Origin of the sequence: Myxococcus sp. CA033, assembly GCF_013336625.1 — a bacterium.
Lineage (GTDB): Bacteria > Myxococcota > Myxococcia > Myxococcales > Myxococcaceae > Myxococcus > Myxococcus llanfairpwllgwyngyllgogerychwyrndrobwllllantysiliogogogochensis.
This window is the reverse complement of record NZ_JABUMU010000008.1, coordinates 108,015-123,721: the sequence shown is the minus strand read 5'-3', so window position 1 is coordinate 123,721 and position 15,707 is coordinate 108,015. Positions and strand designations below refer to the sequence as shown.

Here is a 15,707-nt window from a genome sequence, read left to right as displayed (position 1 = left end):
CTACCTCAAGGATTCCGCAGACCTGTAGCAACCTGTTGCGGAAATTTTGCCGTCGGGATCGAGAGGGTGTATTCCGCTCGGCTGCACGCTTGCCGGAGCTCGAATGGTCGAAAGCACGGATCTGGCCCAGGTCCTCCAAGAAGCGAATGACATCGCCCGGAGCGTGGCCCAGAAGATTACTTCGGCCCACGTGCTGTTGGCGCTCTTCACGGTGGAGAACCGGGCGCAGCTCCTGCTGAAGGAGCGGGGCGTGGACGAGGATGCCCTCCTCCACCTGCTCACCGCGGCCCCGGCGGAGACGGACGGACAGGTTCGCGAGCTGCGCGAGAAAGCCCGGGAAATCGCCACGAGCTGCGGCTCGCAGGAAGCCGACTGCCTGCACCTGCTCATCGCGGTGACCCGGGTGCGCTGCGTCGCGCAAGAGCTGCTGGTGCAGACGGGGTTGGATCTGGCGACCCTGCGGACCACGGCGGTGTCCTACTTCGTGAGTGGGCGGATGCCTCGCAAGCTCCAGCCCGGTCGCACGCACGTCCTGGGCGCGCGCCCCGCCCCCAGCCGGCCGCTCGGTGCGCCCCCGTCTCCCCTGCCCGCCTCCGCCGTGGCGGTGAGCCTGCCGCGCTCGCTTCCGAGCGCGCCCCCGGCACCTCCCCCGCTGCCGACCCCGCCGCCACGCGTCACCACTCCCGCCCTCTCTCCGAGGGACCTCATCGACGTGGACGACGACGAGGCCCAGGCAGCGCCCCCGCCCAAGGCCGCTCCCCCTCCCGCCGCGCCCGCCCCGGTGGCCCGTGCGGTGCCGCCGCCAGCTTCGACGCCCCTCGCCGCCACGCCGGTGTCACGCCCCGCGCCGACGCCCGCGCCCGCTGCTCCGGCGGCCCGAGGCACGTCTCTGGCGTTGGACCCCAAGGCGTTTCCGATGTTGACGTCGCTGGGCCGCAACCTGAGCCAACTGGCCCGCGAGGGTCGGTTGGATCCAGTGGTGGGCCGCGCGCGGGAAATCGAAGAGGTCATCGACGTCCTGGGCAAGCGCCGCACCAACAACCCGTGCTTGCTGGGTGAAGCCGGCGTGGGGAAGACGGCGGTGGTGGAGGGCGTGGCGCAGCGGCTGTTGAGCTTGCGCGGGAGCCTGGCGGAGAAGGTGGTCGTCGAACTGGACATGGCCTCGCTGGTCGCGGGCACGCAGTTGCGGGGCTCCTTTTCCGAGAAGCTCAACACGCTGAAGGAAGAGGTCCGCCGCGCGGAAGGCCGCGTGATGGTCTTCATCGACGAGATTCACACGCTGGTGGGCGCGGGCTCCACGGGCGACGGCCCGCAGGACGCGGCCAACGAGCTGAAGACGGCCATGGCGCGGGGCGAGTTCCCCTGCATCGGCGCCACGACGCACGACGAGTACCGCAAGTTCATCAGCGCGGACCCGGCGCTGGAGCGGCGCTTCACGCCCGTCGTGGTGCACGAGCCGTCGGTGCCGGACACGGTGGAGATCCTGCGCGGCATCATCGGTCGCTACGAGGAGCACCACGCGCTGCGCTACCGGCCGGAGGCCCTGGAGGCCGCCGCGTCGCTGGCCAGTCGGTACGTGACGGACCGGTTCATGCCGGACAAAGCCATCTCCGTGGTGGACCTGGCGGGCAGCCGGTGCCACCGCGAGGGGCGGGACGTGGTGGAGGTCTCGGACGTGGCGCGGGTGGTGGCGAAGCTCGCGGGCGTGCCGGAGGAGCGGCTGTTGATGAACGACTCGTCGCGCCTGCTGCGGCTGGAGCAGGACCTGAGCGAGCGGGTCATCGGGCATGAAGAGGCGATTGCGCGCATCGCGCGGGTCATCCGCCGCAACTACGCGGGCTTCGCTTCGCGGCGGCCCATGGGCAGCTTCCTCTTCCTGGGCCCCACGGGCGTGGGCAAGACGGAGATGGCGCGCGGGCTGGCGGAGGTGCTGTTCGGCAATCGCGACGCGCTGGTGCGGCTGGACATGAGCGAGATGTCGGAGGCGCATGGGGTTTCGCGCCTCATCGGCTCTCCCGCGGGCTACGTGGGCTTCGGCGAAGGTGGCCAACTCACCGAGCCGGTGCGTCGGCGCCCTTCGTCCATCGTGGTGCTGGACGAAATCGAGAAGGCGCACCGCGAAGTGCAGATGCTGTTGCTCCAGGTGCTGGAAGAGGGACGGCTGACGGACGGCAAGGGTCGGCACATCGACTTCTCCAACACCGTCATCGTGATGACGACCAACCTGGGCGCGGAGGCCTTCTCTCGCACGGGTCGTCCGCTGGGCTTTGGCTCGGAGGGCTCGGCGACGACGAACGCGCTGGAGCTGGCGGCGTCCGCGGCGCGCAAGGCGCTGCCCCCGGAGCTGTGGAATCGCATCGACGAGCGACTTCCCTTCCGTCCGCTGGAGGAGGAAGAGGTCGCGCGAATCGCCACGCTGTTGCTGGAGGAGAGCAGCAAGCGGCTGTCCACCGAGCGCGGCATCGAATACGTCGCGGGCCAGGACGTGGTGGGCCACCTGTTGAAGTCGGGCGGCTTCGACCCGCAGCTCGGGGCGCGACCCATGCGGCAGATGGTGCAGCGGCTCGTGGAAGGACCGCTCGCCGAGCGCATCCTCTCGGGTGAATTCGGCGCGGGCGACAAGGTGCGCGTCGCGCTGCTCGCCGGTCAGCTCGCGTTCCAGCGGGTGCGATGAGCCCCCGCGTCTCACGGACGCGCGGTGGCAAGGAGACGGGGAAACCCGCTCCCGGGACAGGCACGAGTTCCTCTCGGAAACGTGCCGTCCGCGCATCACCTCGCGAAACGCGCCCGCCCCTCGTCATCGTCGGCACGGGGAGGCTGGGCGGTGCGCTGGGCCTCGCGCTGAGCGCCTCGGGATGGCCCGTGCGAATGCACTCGCGGAGCGATGAGGGACGCCTTCGCGCCGAAGCCCTCGGCCTGAAGCCCGCGACTCCCGAGGACTTGAGGCGCGCGCGCCTCGTCCTGCTCTGCGTCCCGGACGCGGAGGTGCCCCACGTCGCGGAGACATTCGCCACCACCCTGCCCCGCTCCGTCGCCCTCGTGCACACCGCGGGCGCGCTCTCCCTGGACGCGCTGGGCCCACCACGAGGTCGCGCGCTGGGCTCGTTCCACCCACTCTGCGCGGTGTCCTCCGCGCGCGACTCCCTCGCGGGACATACCGCCTCCATCAGCACCCGCTCGCGCGCGCTGAGAGACGTGCTCCGTCGCATGGCCGTCGACGTGGGACTGAACGCCATGGAAGTGCCAGAGGGACACCGCGCCGCCTACCACGCGGGTGCGGTGCTGAGCGCGGGCCTCATGGTGGCCCTGGCGGACGCGGCGGTCGCGGCGCTCGGTGCCGCGGGCATTCCACCGAAGGACGCCCTGCCGGCGCTGCTGCCCCTGATGCGCTCCGCCCTGCGCGGCGTGGAAGCCCGGGGCCTCGCGGGAGGCCTCACCGGACCCATCGTCCGGGGTGACGCGGGCGTGGTGGCCGCGCATCTCGCGGCGCTCCCCGACGACGTCACCCCCATCTACCGACTGCTGTCGCGGCGCGCCTTGAAGCTGGCCTCGGAGCGTCTCCGCCCCGAGTCGCGCGCCGCGCTGGAGAAGCGGCTCAGGTGATGATCAGCGAGCCCTGAAGGCCCTTGCGCACGGAGCCGAGCGCCCGCTCGGAAGCGGCCTCCGCCTCGGTGAGCCGGCGCAGGCACAGCTCGCCCTGACCCGACGCCACACCGCGCTGCAGGTCCGACAGCAGCGTGAGCGAGGCCTGGAGCATCTCCTTGCCCTGCGGCGTGTCGTTGACCGGCTTGCCAGCGGCCTTCGCCACGGCCTCGCCGAACGCCTTGATGGTGCCGCCGAGCTTGGCCGCGTCGAAGCTGGTCAGCAGCGGCTTGATGCGCGCGGGGTCGATGCGGATGAGTCGCAGCGCGCCCACCCGAGCGAAGCCCGGGTGCAGCAGCCCGATGTCGCTCATCTCGAACGCGCCCAGCAGACCCTCGTCCGGAGCGGGGTGCGCGTGCGGCACCACGTCCACGAACAGGGGCAGCGCATCCGCGCCCTGGCGGTACAGCTCCACCTCCTCGTCATCCAGCGGCGGGAAGGAGGTCGGCGCGCCGATGAAGAGCAGCGGCAGGACGATGTCGTGCCAGAAGTCCTCGGGCGCGGAGCCCGTGCCATTCACCGTGGCGAACAGGTGGACCATCAGCTCGGCCAGACGCGGGGCGCGCTCGGCCTGCTCGATGAGCGTCTTCGTCGGATCCAACCGCTGGAGGGACTGGACGATCTGCCCCTCGAACTGCTGGCGAGCCTCCGCCGGAAGGTCCTGCGCACGACCCAGCGCGTTGCGCACGTCGCGGGCGAGCACGTCCGGCTTGGTCTCCAGCGTCGTCGTCGCCTTCTTCGGGTCCACGACGACGAACTGGAGGAAGCCCGGATCGAACAGGCGCTGGTAGTCCACCGGCGTCAGCTTCGGCGCCTGACCGCCCAGGGCCTGGGCCGGGTTGGTGCCGAAGCGGGCCTGCCCCAGCGAGCGGCGGATGTCCGCCGCCAGGTCATCCAGCCGGCTCAGCTTGCTTTGACCCAGTGCGTCCATCGCCGCGCCAAAGGGCGACAGCATGATGATGGCCTCGGGAAAGCCCAGCGTGGCGCCTTCCGGAGAGTCGCGGTTGGGGAACCAGAACGCGTTGTGCTCCACGATGAGGCGCATGGCGAACGCGCCCGCCAGACCCAGGGCTACCGTCTGGTGCTCGGGCTTGTTCACCTGGAAGGGGCCACCCAGCACCTTCGCGACGGCCTTCTCCACGTCCGCCCAGGGAGTCTTGACCAGGTCAAGCGGCTTGCCCTCGGCCTGTTCGAGGGCCGCGGCGACCTGGAGCTGCGCCTGGTGGACATGCTGGGGGACAGGATGCGCCTGGGGTTCCGGTTGGGACATGAAGGAATCCGAAATCGAAAGGGAAGCGGTGGGCCTCCCCTTACCGTGAAAAACGCGTTCGTGGCTACGATTTGTGGCCAGTAGGATGGCCCGCATGCCTGCTTCCCGCTGGCGCCTGCGCTGGCATGCCGTAGCCGTCTGTCTCCTGCTGACATCCTGGGGGTGTGCTTTCGTCACACCTCGTTTTCCCCAAGACATCCAGACGTCGTTCGCGCGCGACCCGATGCGCAAGCTGACGACCGCGTCACTGGAGCTCTACTACCCGGAGCAGTTGCGAGGCCCCGCGCTGCGGATGGCGGCGCGGCTGGAGGGCTGCGTGGAGCAGTTGCGCGCGCAGACCTGGCGCAAGGAGCCGCGAGCGCGAGTCCTCGTCTACATGACGAGCGCGGACTTCAACAACGCGTACGTGGTGCCGGACTACGCGAGCATCCCGCAGCAGATGGTGGTGCCCGCGAACGTGACGCTGGAGCTGTTCCACCTCTTCGGGTTGGGCGAGGTGGATATCGGCGACGTGGCCTGCCACGAGGCCGTGCACTACGTGCAGCTCCAGCAGACGAACGGGCTCTGGGGCTTCCTCAACGACTTCACGGGCGGCCTGTTCCAACCCAACACCTTCACCGAGTCGTGGTTCCTGGAAGGCCTGGCCACGTACTACGAGGGCCGCTTCGGCAAGGACACGGGGCGTCCGCACAGTCCGGTGTGGCGGGGCTGGTTCGACTCGGTGGTGCAGGCCCGGGATGGGCGGATGGACCCGGGGTTCCTGTCACCCGAGAACCGGGCGTTGGACCCTTTCGGCGGCAACTACCTCACGGGCATGCACTTCGTGGAGTACCTGGCCACGAAGTACGGCGAGGCGAAGCTGTGGAAGCTGGTGGACAACCAGGGCACCACCGTCATTCCGCCCATCGCCGTGACGCTTCGATTCAAGGGTGTCTATGGAAAAGACATCGGCTCGCTGTTCGCCGAGTACACCAAGGACCTGCGTGAGCAGCTCATCGTGCGGGAGCGGCCGCAGTCGCAGCGCGTCTGGATTCCCGAAGCGGGGTACTTCTCGCGCCTCGCCTCGCATCCGTCTACCGGCGTGACGGCCCTGGTGAGCGTGGGGCGGGAACAGTACTCGCGATTGACGGTGCGTGAGCCGGATGGACATGTGCGGTTCGAGCGGCCGTTGGTGGAGTTGCTGCCCTTCCGCCGCTGGGTGCTGGGGTCGTCGACGCTGGTCAGCGGCATGTCCTTCAGCGCGGACGGTGCGTGGCTCTACCTGGTGATGGCGGACCTGAACGCGATGGGCGCATACGACGCGAAGCTGTGGCGCGTGGACGCTCGCACGGGTGAGGTGGTGCGCGTCTGGGATGACGTGAAGGGAATGGGCGGGAGCGTCACGCCAGATGGCGCGGCGTATGTCTATGTCCGCGTCGAAGGAGACACGGCGAACCTGAGGCGGTTGGAGCTGGAGTCGGGCAAGCAAGAACAGCTCACCCACTTCGACGCGAGCGCTCCGCTGGGCCCGCCCGCTGTGTCCCCGGATGGGACGCGGATGGTGTTCCCACTGAAAGGGAACCAGGGGTGGGATCTGGTCGTGCGTGAGGCGGATGGGAGCCTGCGTTGGCTGACGCGGGATGGCCTGTTCAACTACTCGCCGCGCTGGCTGGACGCGGACCGCATCGTGTTCCTGCGCGAGGACACCGGACGACTCCAGGCGCATGTGATGACGGTCTCCACGCGGGAGCTGGCGCGAATCACCGATGCACCGTTCCTGGTGATGGACGTGAGTCCCATGGGCACCGGTGAAGTGGCCTTCCTGAACAGGGATGGGGCCTCGTTCACCATCGACCGTGCCGCCGTGTCCGCGATGGCGGAGCGGGTGAACGCGGCGGTGTTGCCGTCCGGCATGCAGTCGCCCACGTCGTCTCCCGATGAAGCGCCTTCGCTTCGCGCCGAGCCGGGAGTGCCTCCCGCGAACGCGCCCGCTGGCTCCGGCACCGGGACACCTCCGCCATCCCTGGCGGACACGTCGCCGATGAGCCCGCCGCCTCTCACCGCGGCGCCCGCCGTCACGACTCCCGCGGAGCAGACGCCTCCGCCGCCCGCGCCCGAGGAGCTTTCGACCTTCCCCAGCACGGCGCCTCCCGGTGGACAGAACGCGGGGATGTCGCCCGAAGCACTCGCGGCCTTTCCTGGAGCGACCTCTTCCGAGAGCCCCGATGCGGGAGCATCGCGCGACACGCTCACGGCCATTCCCAGCACGACCCCCTCCAGCGCGCCAGATGCAGGAACGCTCGCGGCTCGCCCTGGCACCAGTGCCTTGGGTGAGCCGGATGCGGGAGCATCGCCCGACACGCTCACAAGCACCCGGGACGAGGGGACCTCTTCACCCGCCCAGGCGCAGGGACCCGCGACGTCCGAGCCGCCCCCCGGAGGTTTCACGCCCTTCCCTCCAGGTTCCACGGACACGCCAGTGGAACCCGCTCCAGTGGCTCCGCCGCTCGCGGGAGCCCTTCCGGTGGAGCCCATCGCATCCACAACGGGCAGTCTCGAAGCGCCTGTCGGCGCGCCGCCACCCGACCCAGGCAAGCCCGTGACGGTCCTCACCGATGAGCCCTACTCGACGCTGGAGGGCTTCCTCATCCCCGAGTTCCGCCTCCCCTACCTGTGGGTCGCGAGGGAGAGCGACGACTCGGACGACTTGTTGTTCAGCGGTGGGTTGTCGCTCGCGGGCCAGGACCGGCTCGGCTTCCACGCGTACGCGCTGAACTTCTCGTACAGCACGCAGGACCAAGAGCCCAACGTGTCGCTCGCATACGGCAACGCGCAGCTCGCCCCCTGGTACTTGCAGGCCTCCGTCGCGCGCGTGCGCGAGAACGAGCGCACCGACCTCCAGGCCCTGGCGTACGCGTCCCGCACGTTCTGGACGACACCAGTGACGATTGGCGTGCTGGCGCTGCATCGTGAGTACGACGCCGTCGGCCAGTTCCCTCGGCTCGTCACGCGGCTGATTGGACCCGAGGTCTCCATGTCGTACTTCGCGGGCGACGCCACGTCCTACGGTGGTCTCCAGCGTGGACTCGGAATCTCCGTGAGCGGCGCCGTCTATCCCGGAGCGTTCGCGCTGGACTCGACGGTGGGCGACGTCCGCCTGGGCCTGGACGGCTTCTTCGGCGGATTCTTCGGCGGGAAGGACAACCTCCAGCTCAGCGCCGTGGGGCGCTACCTGCCGGGTGCACCCGAAGGGCTGCTCGAAGTCGGTGGCTTCAGCGCTGGCCAGACCTGGTACAGCAGCCGGCGCTCGACGGAGACAAGTCGCCTCCCCCTCCAGCTCCAGCCGGGCATCGCGTTCAGCGAGTACGTGCGCGGCTACGAGGACATCACGATTCGCGCCAGGAACGCGCTGATTGGCGGCGCGACGTACCGGTATCGCATCATCGTCGACCACGGTTGGGCGTCCACGCTGTGGCTGCTGCCGTCGCTCTTCGTGCGCAACTTCGAGATGGACGTCTTCGCGACGCTGGCGCGGACGGACAACCGGGACAACCACGGCGCGTTTGGCGCGGCCATGTCCATCCAGTTCACCATGGGGCAGGCCGTGCCATTCTCCCTCTTCTACCAGTTCGCCCGTCGCTACGACGATGGGCTGGGAGACCTGCACCTGGTGGGAATCGGCCTCTAGGCCCTGCTACTTCCCGCGCCTCAGTCCATACAGCCCGGCGGCGCGGGCATGCGCCAGCACCCCGGACGGCACCAGGTCCGAGGGCTCCGTGCCCCGCGCCAGCAGCTCGCGAATCACGGTGGAGGACACCTCGGCCAGGGGCGGTCCCACCGTGTCCGGCGCCGGGTAGCCCGCGCGGTACAGCACGAGGACACGCGACATCTCCTGGATGCGGTGGAAGTCCTTCCAGTGAGGCAAATCCCGCAGGATGTCGCTGCCAATGATGAGGGACCAGCGCACGCTCGGGTGGCGCTCCACCAGCAACGCGAGCGTGTCCACCGTGCGGCCCGTCAACCCAGGCTCGCTCTCGATGCGCGTCGTCTTCAGCCAGCCCGACGTCTCGCGGCACATGGCGTCACACATGGCGACGCGGTGCTCGAACGCCTCCATCTGCTTGCCGAACGGGTGTTGCGCGGACGGCATCAACCACACCTCGTCCACGCCCTGCGTCGCGTGCACGTACGAGGCCGCCATCAGATGCCCCACGTGCGGCGGGTTGAACGAGCCTCCAAGGAGCGCGACCTGCACGTCAGGGCCTCACGTCACTTCAAGGTCAGCTTCGGGGACTTCTTGTCCAGGGCCAGCACTCGCGGCTCCAACACCACGTGCCCGTCCAGCCGGTACGCGGAGAAGCGCAAGTCGCGGTCCGCCTTCTCCAGCAGTGCGCACGTCTGCTCCGCGGCGCCCACCAGGCGTCCCGGCGTCAGGAAGTAGCGCGGGCCAATCTGAACAACTTTCGGCTCCGGGTCCTTGCCGTGGATGAAGACCATCGCGTTCAGCAGGTCCTCGCGCGTCAGGTCGTTCTTGTCGTGCACCACGCAGCACAGCGTATCGCCCAGCAGGTCCATCGCCTTGTTGTTGATGGTGGGGTCTCGATACTGAAGCGATTCGCGCTCCGGAACGCGCACGAAGCGCTCCATGACCAGTCGCCGGTTCTCCTCGGAGGCCACATCCGCGGGCGCCGCACCGCGCGCGGGCGTCCGAGGCAACGAGTCCTGGCTGCCGAGCCACTGGCTCACATCCGCCAGGAAGTCCGAGTCCGAGTACTCCCGGCCGCCCCGGCTCTTCTGCCGCCGCCAGAGCAGCCACTCGTCCAGGTCCGTGTAGCGCGCGCCCGTGAAGAGGAAACGGCGCGCGCCCAGGGAGCGCAGCAGCTCATAGGCCGCGTCGAAGGCTTGCAGGTCGCCGTGGCTGTCGGAGAAGACACCAATCACGTGGAAAGTCCCACGCTCAAGCGTACAGCAGGTAGGGCTCCCTTTGTCCGGCGAAGCGCTCCGTCTGGGTGGAGAATCCCTCCATCAGCCGCTCCAGGCTCCACCCGGCCTCGATTCCCCGGCGCACCTGGTCCGTCCCGCACAGCAGGTCGAACGCCGGCACGTCCTCGACGAACTCGTACGCGTCCGCCCGCCAGTCGAACTTCCCCGGGCCAATGTCGTGCAGTGCCTGGAAGATGGCGACCCCGGTGCGCAGCGACTGGAAGGTCCGCCGGTCCGTGACGTGGATGAAGGCCCCGTTGCAGGACTCGCCCCGGTACTTGTCGAACGTCGGGGTGAAGCCCACGGCGCGGAAGGCCACGCCCGGAAGGTCCTCCTTCGCCAGCCGCGCCAGCAGCGCGTCCGTGTCCACCCAGGGCGCGCCGAACTGCTCGAAGGGGCGGCACGTCCCGCGCCCCTCGGACACGTTGGTCCCCTCCCCCAGGCACATGCCCGGATACACCAGCGCCGTGTCCGGCGTGGGCATGTTGGGCGACGGGGAGATGAACGGCAGGTTCGTGTCTGACCAGAAGTGCTCGCGGCGCCAGCCCTCGCAGGGCACCACCGTCAGCGCGCAACCGAAGCCCTCCTGCGCATTGAACAGCCGGGCCAGCTCCCCCGCCGTCATCCCGTGGCGGTTGGGCAGCGCGTACAGGCCCACGAAGGAACGAAACCCCTCCCCCACCAGGTTGCCTTCCATCGCCTGGCCATTGAGGGGATTGGGCCGGTCCAGCACATAGAAGGGCACACCCGCCTTCGCGGCCACCTTCATGGCCAGCGCCATGGTGTAGACGTAGGTGTAGTAGCGGCTGCCCACGTCCTGGATGTCGAAGATGAGCGCGTCCAGGCCCTTGAGCCACTCGACACGCGGGGACAGCGACTCGAACGTGGAGCCATAGAGGCTGTGGACGGGTACGCCGGTACGGCGGTCCTTCTCCTCGCCCACGGCCACCATGTACTGCGCCTCGCCGCGCACGCCGTGCTCCGGGCCGAACAGCGCGCCCAGCGTCACGCCCGGCGCCTGGGCCAGCAGGTCCGCCAGGTGGCGGAAGCGCGAGTCCACACTGGTGGGGTTGACGATGGCCCCCACGCGCTTGCCCTTCAGCGCGGAGAAGCCCTGCTCGACCCACACGTCCAGTCCCGTCTTCACCTTCGTCACGGCGCTTCCTTCCTCGCAACGGGCCTCGCGGGCCGGTCCTCAGTCCTTGAAGCTCTTGAGCGCGTTCTGCGCGGCCACCTTCGAGTCGCACTTCCCCACGCCAAGGAAGCCGCCCGAGCCGTCGTCCGGACCCCCATCCTCCGCCAGGTCCTCCAGTTCGCCCAGCGCGCTCTGCAGCTTGAGGGAGCGCACCGCGTCCGCCGCCGCCGCGCGAACGCTGCACATGGGATGCGACAGCATCTGGGTGACGCGTTTCTCGGCGTCGCCATTGCCGACCCTCACGGCGCGCGCGTAGTCGTCCAGCGAGCGTCGGGGGTTCTCCATCGCCTCGTCCAGTTGGCCCTGGAGGTAGAGGCGACGGCCCTGGTCCTTCTCCTCGCCGATGATCTTCCGCGCTTCCTTCGCCAACGCCTCACGCTCGCTCTTGGGCGCGCGCTCCACCTCGGAGATGGCCCGCGTCGCCGGGCTGCCGCTGAAGGCCACCACGCCCACCCCCAACACCACCGCCAGCGCTCCGGCGAACAGCAGCGCGCGACGGTGCGCGCCCAGCACCCGCAGCACCGCTCCCGCTCCGCCCGGAGGCATCCCGTCCCGCATCCGCGCGAAGAGCGACCTGCCGGCATGTGACGCCTGACGCCCCAGCACCACCGCGCCCGCCGCGGCCCGCTGTCCCAGCTCCGCCGCCCGCTGCCCCAGCAGCGCCACATCCACCGCGCCGCCCTCCAGCGACGACTCCGGCACACGCGACAGGCCCAGGTTTCCGTAGGGCGGCATCGACTCCGTGCCCGGCGCCTCGGCGATGGCGCCCGCGGAGGGCGCCTCTACGCGGTACGGCGCGCGCGGCACCTGGAAGACTCGAATCTTCCCAGGGATGCCCTTGAGCTCGAAGGCGCCCACCTCCCGCGAGGGAATCTCCGCCTTGTTCATTGCCAGGTAGACGGCCTCGGTGAAGTACACCTCGCCCGCCTCGGCCAGCCCCTCCACGCGCGCGGCGATGTTCACCGGCTCCCCGAAGACGTCGTTGCCGTCCAGCCGCACCTCGCCCACGTTGATGGCGAAGCGGACATGGAGCTGCTCCGACTCCGGCACCCCCCGGTTGTGGTGCCACAGCCGGTCTTGGATGGCGACTCCACTGAGCACCGCCTGGGTGGGTGACTCGAACGTCAGCAGGAGCGCATCACCGATGGACTTGATGATGCGGCCGTCAAACGCCTTGATGAGCGGCGACAGCAGGGCACCGTGGACCCGCAGCAGGCGCTGGTTCTGCTCCAGCGACTGCCGACTGGTCCGCTCGGTGAAGCCCTTGATGTCGGTGAAGACAATGGCGAGGTTGGCGGTCTTCAAAGCGCGCGCAGTCTATGCGCCACGATCCGGGGCGCAATCGCCGCGACGCACCGCGACGTCATTCGTCAGCGACGCGACGGCTTGAGCGCTCGCATCCGCTTCTTCTCTTGCGGCTCCATGGACTTGCGCACCTTCGCCGCGAGCTGGGGCCGCTCCGTCCGCTCGTAGAAGTCGGCCAGCTTGCGGAGCACCAGCGGGCTGTCCGGCTGGACGCTCCGCGCCGCCAGCAGCTCCGTCTCGGCATCCAGCAGCCGCTCCTGCTTCTCCAGCACGTCCGCCAATTGAAGGCGCACCTGCACCCACTCCGGCTTCGAACGGGCCAGGTAGCGGTAGTGGAGCTCCGCCTTGAGCAGGTCCCCCAGGGAGACCCACAGGCCCCCGAGCCGGAAGCGAGCCTCCTCGTACGACGCCCGGTGCTGCACGGCCGTCTCATAGGCCCGGGTGGCCTGGAGGGAGTTGCCCCGCTCCTCCCAGAGCAGCCCCCGCAGGTACCAACCCCGGGGGTTGGTGGGAGCGATGCGCGTGGCGACTTCCAGGTGGGCCTCGGCCTGCTCCAGCGAGCCGCCCACCTTCAGCAACAGTCGCGCGGCCTCCAGGCGGGGCAGCTCCCACTGGGGTTTGGAGAGGACCAGGGCCTCCACGGCCTGGAGTGCGCCGGTGTCATCCCCGCCCGACTCCAGCGCGAGCGCGTCCGTCAAGGACATGGGTGGGGAAGCCGGGGCCACGGGTCGGGACTGCGCCACCGTCAGGGTGGATGGCTCCGCGGCGTCAGAGGCGCCCGCCAGGCAAGCCACCAGGAAGACCCAGTGCATGCGCGGCAGATAGCAGAGCCGAGCGGGGCTCCTCAATAGATCCTCTTGACGGCCGGACGGCTGCGCATGAAACCCATGACCGTGCAGATATCCCAAAAGACGCTGGAAGACCTCGGATTCGCGGAAGTACTTCGCGCGCTGACGCAGCGGTGTCGGACGGAGCCAGGCAGGGAGCGAGTGCTCGCCCGGCCGTTCCTCGACTCGGCCGAGCAGGTCTCGGAGGCGCTGGCCCTGGTGGGCGAGGCGCGCTCCCTGTCCCGGGAACAGTTCTCCCTGCCGCTTGGCGGCGTGGTGGACCTGCGAATCCCCGTGGGCCATGCGGCCAAGGGCGGCATCCTGGAGCCCCGTCAGCTCATCGACTCGGCGCAGCTCCTGTTCGCCTTCGTCCGCACCCGTGAGGCGGTAGAAGAACGCAAGGAGCGGGTGCCCCGGCTGATGGAGCTGGCGCGCCGGCTGCCCATGCTGGAGTCACTGGCCCGGCGCATCGACCAGTGCTTCGAGCCGGACGGTGAGATTTCCGACCGAGCCAGCCCGGAGCTGCGCGAGGCCAGGGACAGGGCCCGGGGCCTCCACCGGCGCATCAAGACGCGGCTGGATGAGATGCTCCACGACGAGGGCTTCCTCTCCAAGCTGCGCGAGAACTACTACACCCTGCGCAACGGCCGGTACGTGGTGCCGGTGGTGTCGAACTACCGCTCGGAGGTGGACGGCATCGTCCACAACGCGAGCCAGACGGGCCAGACGCTCTTCATGGAGCCGCAGGCGATGGTGGGCCTGGGCAACGACCTGGCCATTGCCCAGTCGGTGGTGCTGGAAGAGGAGCGGCGGGTGCTCCAGGAGCTGAGCCAGCAGCTCGGCCGGGAGTCGGACCGCATCCTGGAAGGTCTGGACGCGGTCGCGGAGCTGGACGAGGCGGAGGCGGTGGCCATCCTCTCCGCGGACCTGGACGCGAGCACGCCGGAGTTCGTCGGAGTATCGGACCTCCAGTTGCAGTTGCTGCGCCATCCGCGCCTGGTGCTCAAGGGCACGGAGGTCATCGCCAACGACGTGACGCTCAATGGTGGCGCGAAGGCGCTCGTCGTGTCCGGCCCCAACGCGGGCGGCAAGACGGTGACGCTGACCGGCGTGGGGCTGTGCGCGCTGATGCTGCGCGCGGGCCTGCCCATTCCGGTGGCGGAAGGCTCGCGGATGCCCCTGTATCGCTCCGTGCACTCCACGGTGGGCGACTCACAGGACCTGACGCAGGGCCTGTCCACGTTCAGCGCGCACGTGGTGATGCTGCGCGACATCATCGCGGAGGCGGGCGAGGGCTCGCTGGTGATGATCGACGAAATCGCCGCGGATACGGACCCGCGCGAGGGCGCGGCCATCGCCATCGCGGTGCTCGAGGAGATGCTGGCCAAGGGCGCCGTGGCGCTCGTCACCACGCACCTGGAGGAGCTCAAGGCGCTGGCGCACATGGACCCGCGCTTCTTGAATGCACGGGTGGGTTTCGACTCGAAGCGGATGGCGCCAACGTATCGGCTCCAGATGGGCGCGGCGGGCCAGTCCTCCGCCATCGACATGGCGGTCCGGGTGGGCCTGCCCCAGCGGGTATGCGAGCGCGCGCGTTCTCTGACGCTGAACGCGGGCGGTCCCCTCTCCCAGGCACTGGCGGCGGCCGAGGACGAGCGGCGCAAGCTGTCCGAGGAGCTGGAGCGGGCGCGCGTCGCGGCGAAGGAAGCCGAGGCGCTGCGCACCGAGCTGGAGAAGCAGAAGCAGACCTTCGAGCGGGAGCGCCGCGCGAAGATGATGCAGTTCAACGAGGACGTGCACGCGGCCAGCGAGCACGCGGCCTCGGAAGTGCGAGAGCTGCTGGCGAAGCTGCGCTCCGAGCAGAACGAGAAGGCGCTGTCGGAAGCGCGGATGCAGCTCCAGCAGCGGGCGGAGGATGCCCAGAAGCGCGCCCTGGCGGCGAAGGCGGAGCTGTTCCAGGTGGAGGCTCCCGGGCCCGTGAACCTCAAGGTGGGCGCCTGGGTGCACCACTCGGGGTTGAGCCGGGATGTGGAGGTCCTGGAGCTGGCGGAAGGCCATGCGGTGGTGTCCGCGGGTGGGGCGATGAAGATGCGGGTGCCCACGTCGGAGCTGTCGGGCTCTCGCACGCGCAAGCCGCAGCAGGCGAAGTTCCCGGAGCGGCAGAAGCAGGAGGCCTCGCTGAAGCGGGCGGCCTCGGCGGCGGCGGCGCAGGTGGAGGCGACGAACTTCCGCTGCGACGTGCGCGGCATGCGCGCGGACGACGCGCTCGCGGAGGTGGAGTCCTTCCTGGACCGGGGCATGCGCAGCGGAGAGGAAGCCGCGCTCATCGTCCACGGCCACGGCACGGGGGCGCTGAAGCAGGCGCTGCGGGACTACCTGTCGAACTCGCCCTACATCCGGATGTACCGGCCGGGTGAGGCCCACGAGGGTGGTGACGGCGTCACCGTGGTGGCCCTGCGCGCTTGAGCGAAGGATTCAGGTCACCCGGAGGGCCCGGACGGACTGG

At 69.6% G+C, this 15,707-nt stretch carries 10 protein-coding genes; 4 read left to right on the top strand and 6 right to left on the bottom strand.

What is annotated here, in order from left to right:
- Positions 1 to 103 precede the first annotated feature (103 nt).
- Entirely contained in the window at positions 104 to 2,674 is a 2,571-nt protein-coding gene (locus HUA78_RS21230) for an AAA family ATPase (protein ID WP_174477024.1), read from the top strand.
- The gene (locus HUA78_RS21225; RefSeq protein WP_174477023.1) at positions 2,671 to 3,603 is read left to right on the top strand and encodes a Rossmann-like and DUF2520 domain-containing protein; all 933 of its coding nucleotides are present in this window, start codon (positions 2,671 to 2,673) and stop codon (positions 3,601 to 3,603) included. The genes HUA78_RS21230 and HUA78_RS21225 overlap by 4 nt, the downstream gene beginning before the upstream one ends.
- Here HUA78_RS21225 and HUA78_RS21220 read toward each other — a convergent pair.
- Positions 3,596 to 4,912: a hypothetical protein gene (locus HUA78_RS21220; RefSeq protein ID WP_174477022.1), complete on the bottom strand. Its 1,317-nt coding sequence runs from the start codon at positions 4,910 to 4,912 to the stop codon at positions 3,596 to 3,598. The two genes, HUA78_RS21225 and HUA78_RS21220, sit on opposite strands and share 8 nt — an antisense overlap.
- 85 nt (positions 4,913 to 4,997) lie before the next feature.
- On the opposite strand from HUA78_RS21220, the gene HUA78_RS21215 reads away from it, so the two are divergent.
- On the top strand, positions 4,998 to 8,579 hold the full coding sequence (locus HUA78_RS21215; protein ID WP_174477021.1) for a hypothetical protein: 3,582 nt from the start codon (positions 4,998 to 5,000) through the stop codon (positions 8,577 to 8,579).
- Between the two features lie 6 nt (positions 8,580 to 8,585).
- Here the strand turns inward: HUA78_RS21215 and nadD are convergent, their stop codons facing one another.
- The 5 genes from nadD to HUA78_RS21190 form a co-directional block, all read right to left on the bottom strand.
- Positions 8,586 to 9,146: a nicotinate (nicotinamide) nucleotide adenylyltransferase gene (nadD, locus tag HUA78_RS21210; protein WP_141645669.1), complete on the bottom strand. Its 561-nt coding sequence runs from the start codon at positions 9,144 to 9,146 to the stop codon at positions 8,586 to 8,588.
- A gap of 14 nt (positions 9,147 to 9,160) precedes the next feature.
- Positions 9,161 to 9,832 carry a hypothetical protein gene (locus HUA78_RS21205; RefSeq protein ID WP_174456694.1) on the bottom strand — a complete coding sequence of 224 codons (672 nt, stop codon included), beginning with the start codon at positions 9,830 to 9,832 and terminating at the stop codon, positions 9,161 to 9,163.
- A 16-nt stretch (positions 9,833 to 9,848) separates the two neighbouring features.
- Positions 9,849 to 11,030 carry a DUF1343 domain-containing protein gene (locus HUA78_RS21200; protein WP_174477020.1) on the bottom strand — a complete coding sequence of 394 codons (1,182 nt, stop codon included), beginning with the start codon at positions 11,028 to 11,030 and terminating at the stop codon, positions 9,849 to 9,851.
- 39 nt (positions 11,031 to 11,069) lie between these two features.
- On the bottom strand, positions 11,070 to 12,374 hold the full coding sequence (locus HUA78_RS21195; protein WP_174477019.1) for an adenylate/guanylate cyclase domain-containing protein: 1,305 nt from the start codon (positions 12,372 to 12,374) through the stop codon (positions 11,070 to 11,072).
- A 65-nt stretch (positions 12,375 to 12,439) separates the two neighbouring features.
- Positions 12,440 to 13,186 (bottom strand): lipopolysaccharide assembly protein LapB, encoded by a 747-nt coding sequence (locus tag HUA78_RS21190; RefSeq protein WP_141645665.1) that lies wholly within the window; start codon positions 13,184 to 13,186, stop codon positions 12,440 to 12,442.
- Between the two features lie 75 nt (positions 13,187 to 13,261).
- Here HUA78_RS21190 and HUA78_RS21185 point away from each other — a divergent pair, with 75 nt between their 5' ends.
- A complete protein-coding gene (locus HUA78_RS21185; protein ID WP_174477088.1) occupies positions 13,262 to 15,667 on the top strand; it encodes an endonuclease MutS2 in 2,406 nt (801 codons plus the stop codon).
- Positions 15,668 to 15,707: the final 40 nt, after the last annotated feature.

Excerpts from the sequence above, each read along its gene's own strand:
- HUA78_RS21230 (WP_174477024.1), top strand. The coding sequence starts at position 104 with ATGGTCGAAAGCACGGATCTGGCCCAGGTCCTCCAAGAAGCGAATGAC.
- HUA78_RS21225 (WP_174477023.1), top strand. The coding sequence starts at position 2,671 with ATGAGCCCCCGCGTCTCACGGACGCGCGGTGGCAAGGAGACGGGGAAA.
- HUA78_RS21220 (WP_174477022.1), bottom strand. The coding sequence starts at position 4,912 with ATGTCCCAACCGGAACCCCAGGCGCATCCTGTCCCCCAGCATGTCCAC.
- HUA78_RS21215 (WP_174477021.1), top strand. The coding sequence starts at position 4,998 with ATGGCCCGCATGCCTGCTTCCCGCTGGCGCCTGCGCTGGCATGCCGTA.
- HUA78_RS21190 (WP_141645665.1), bottom strand. The coding sequence starts at position 13,186 with ATGCACTGGGTCTTCCTGGTGGCTTGCCTGGCGGGCGCCTCTGACGCC.
- HUA78_RS21185 (WP_174477088.1), top strand. The coding sequence starts at position 13,262 with ATGACCGTGCAGATATCCCAAAAGACGCTGGAAGACCTCGGATTCGCG.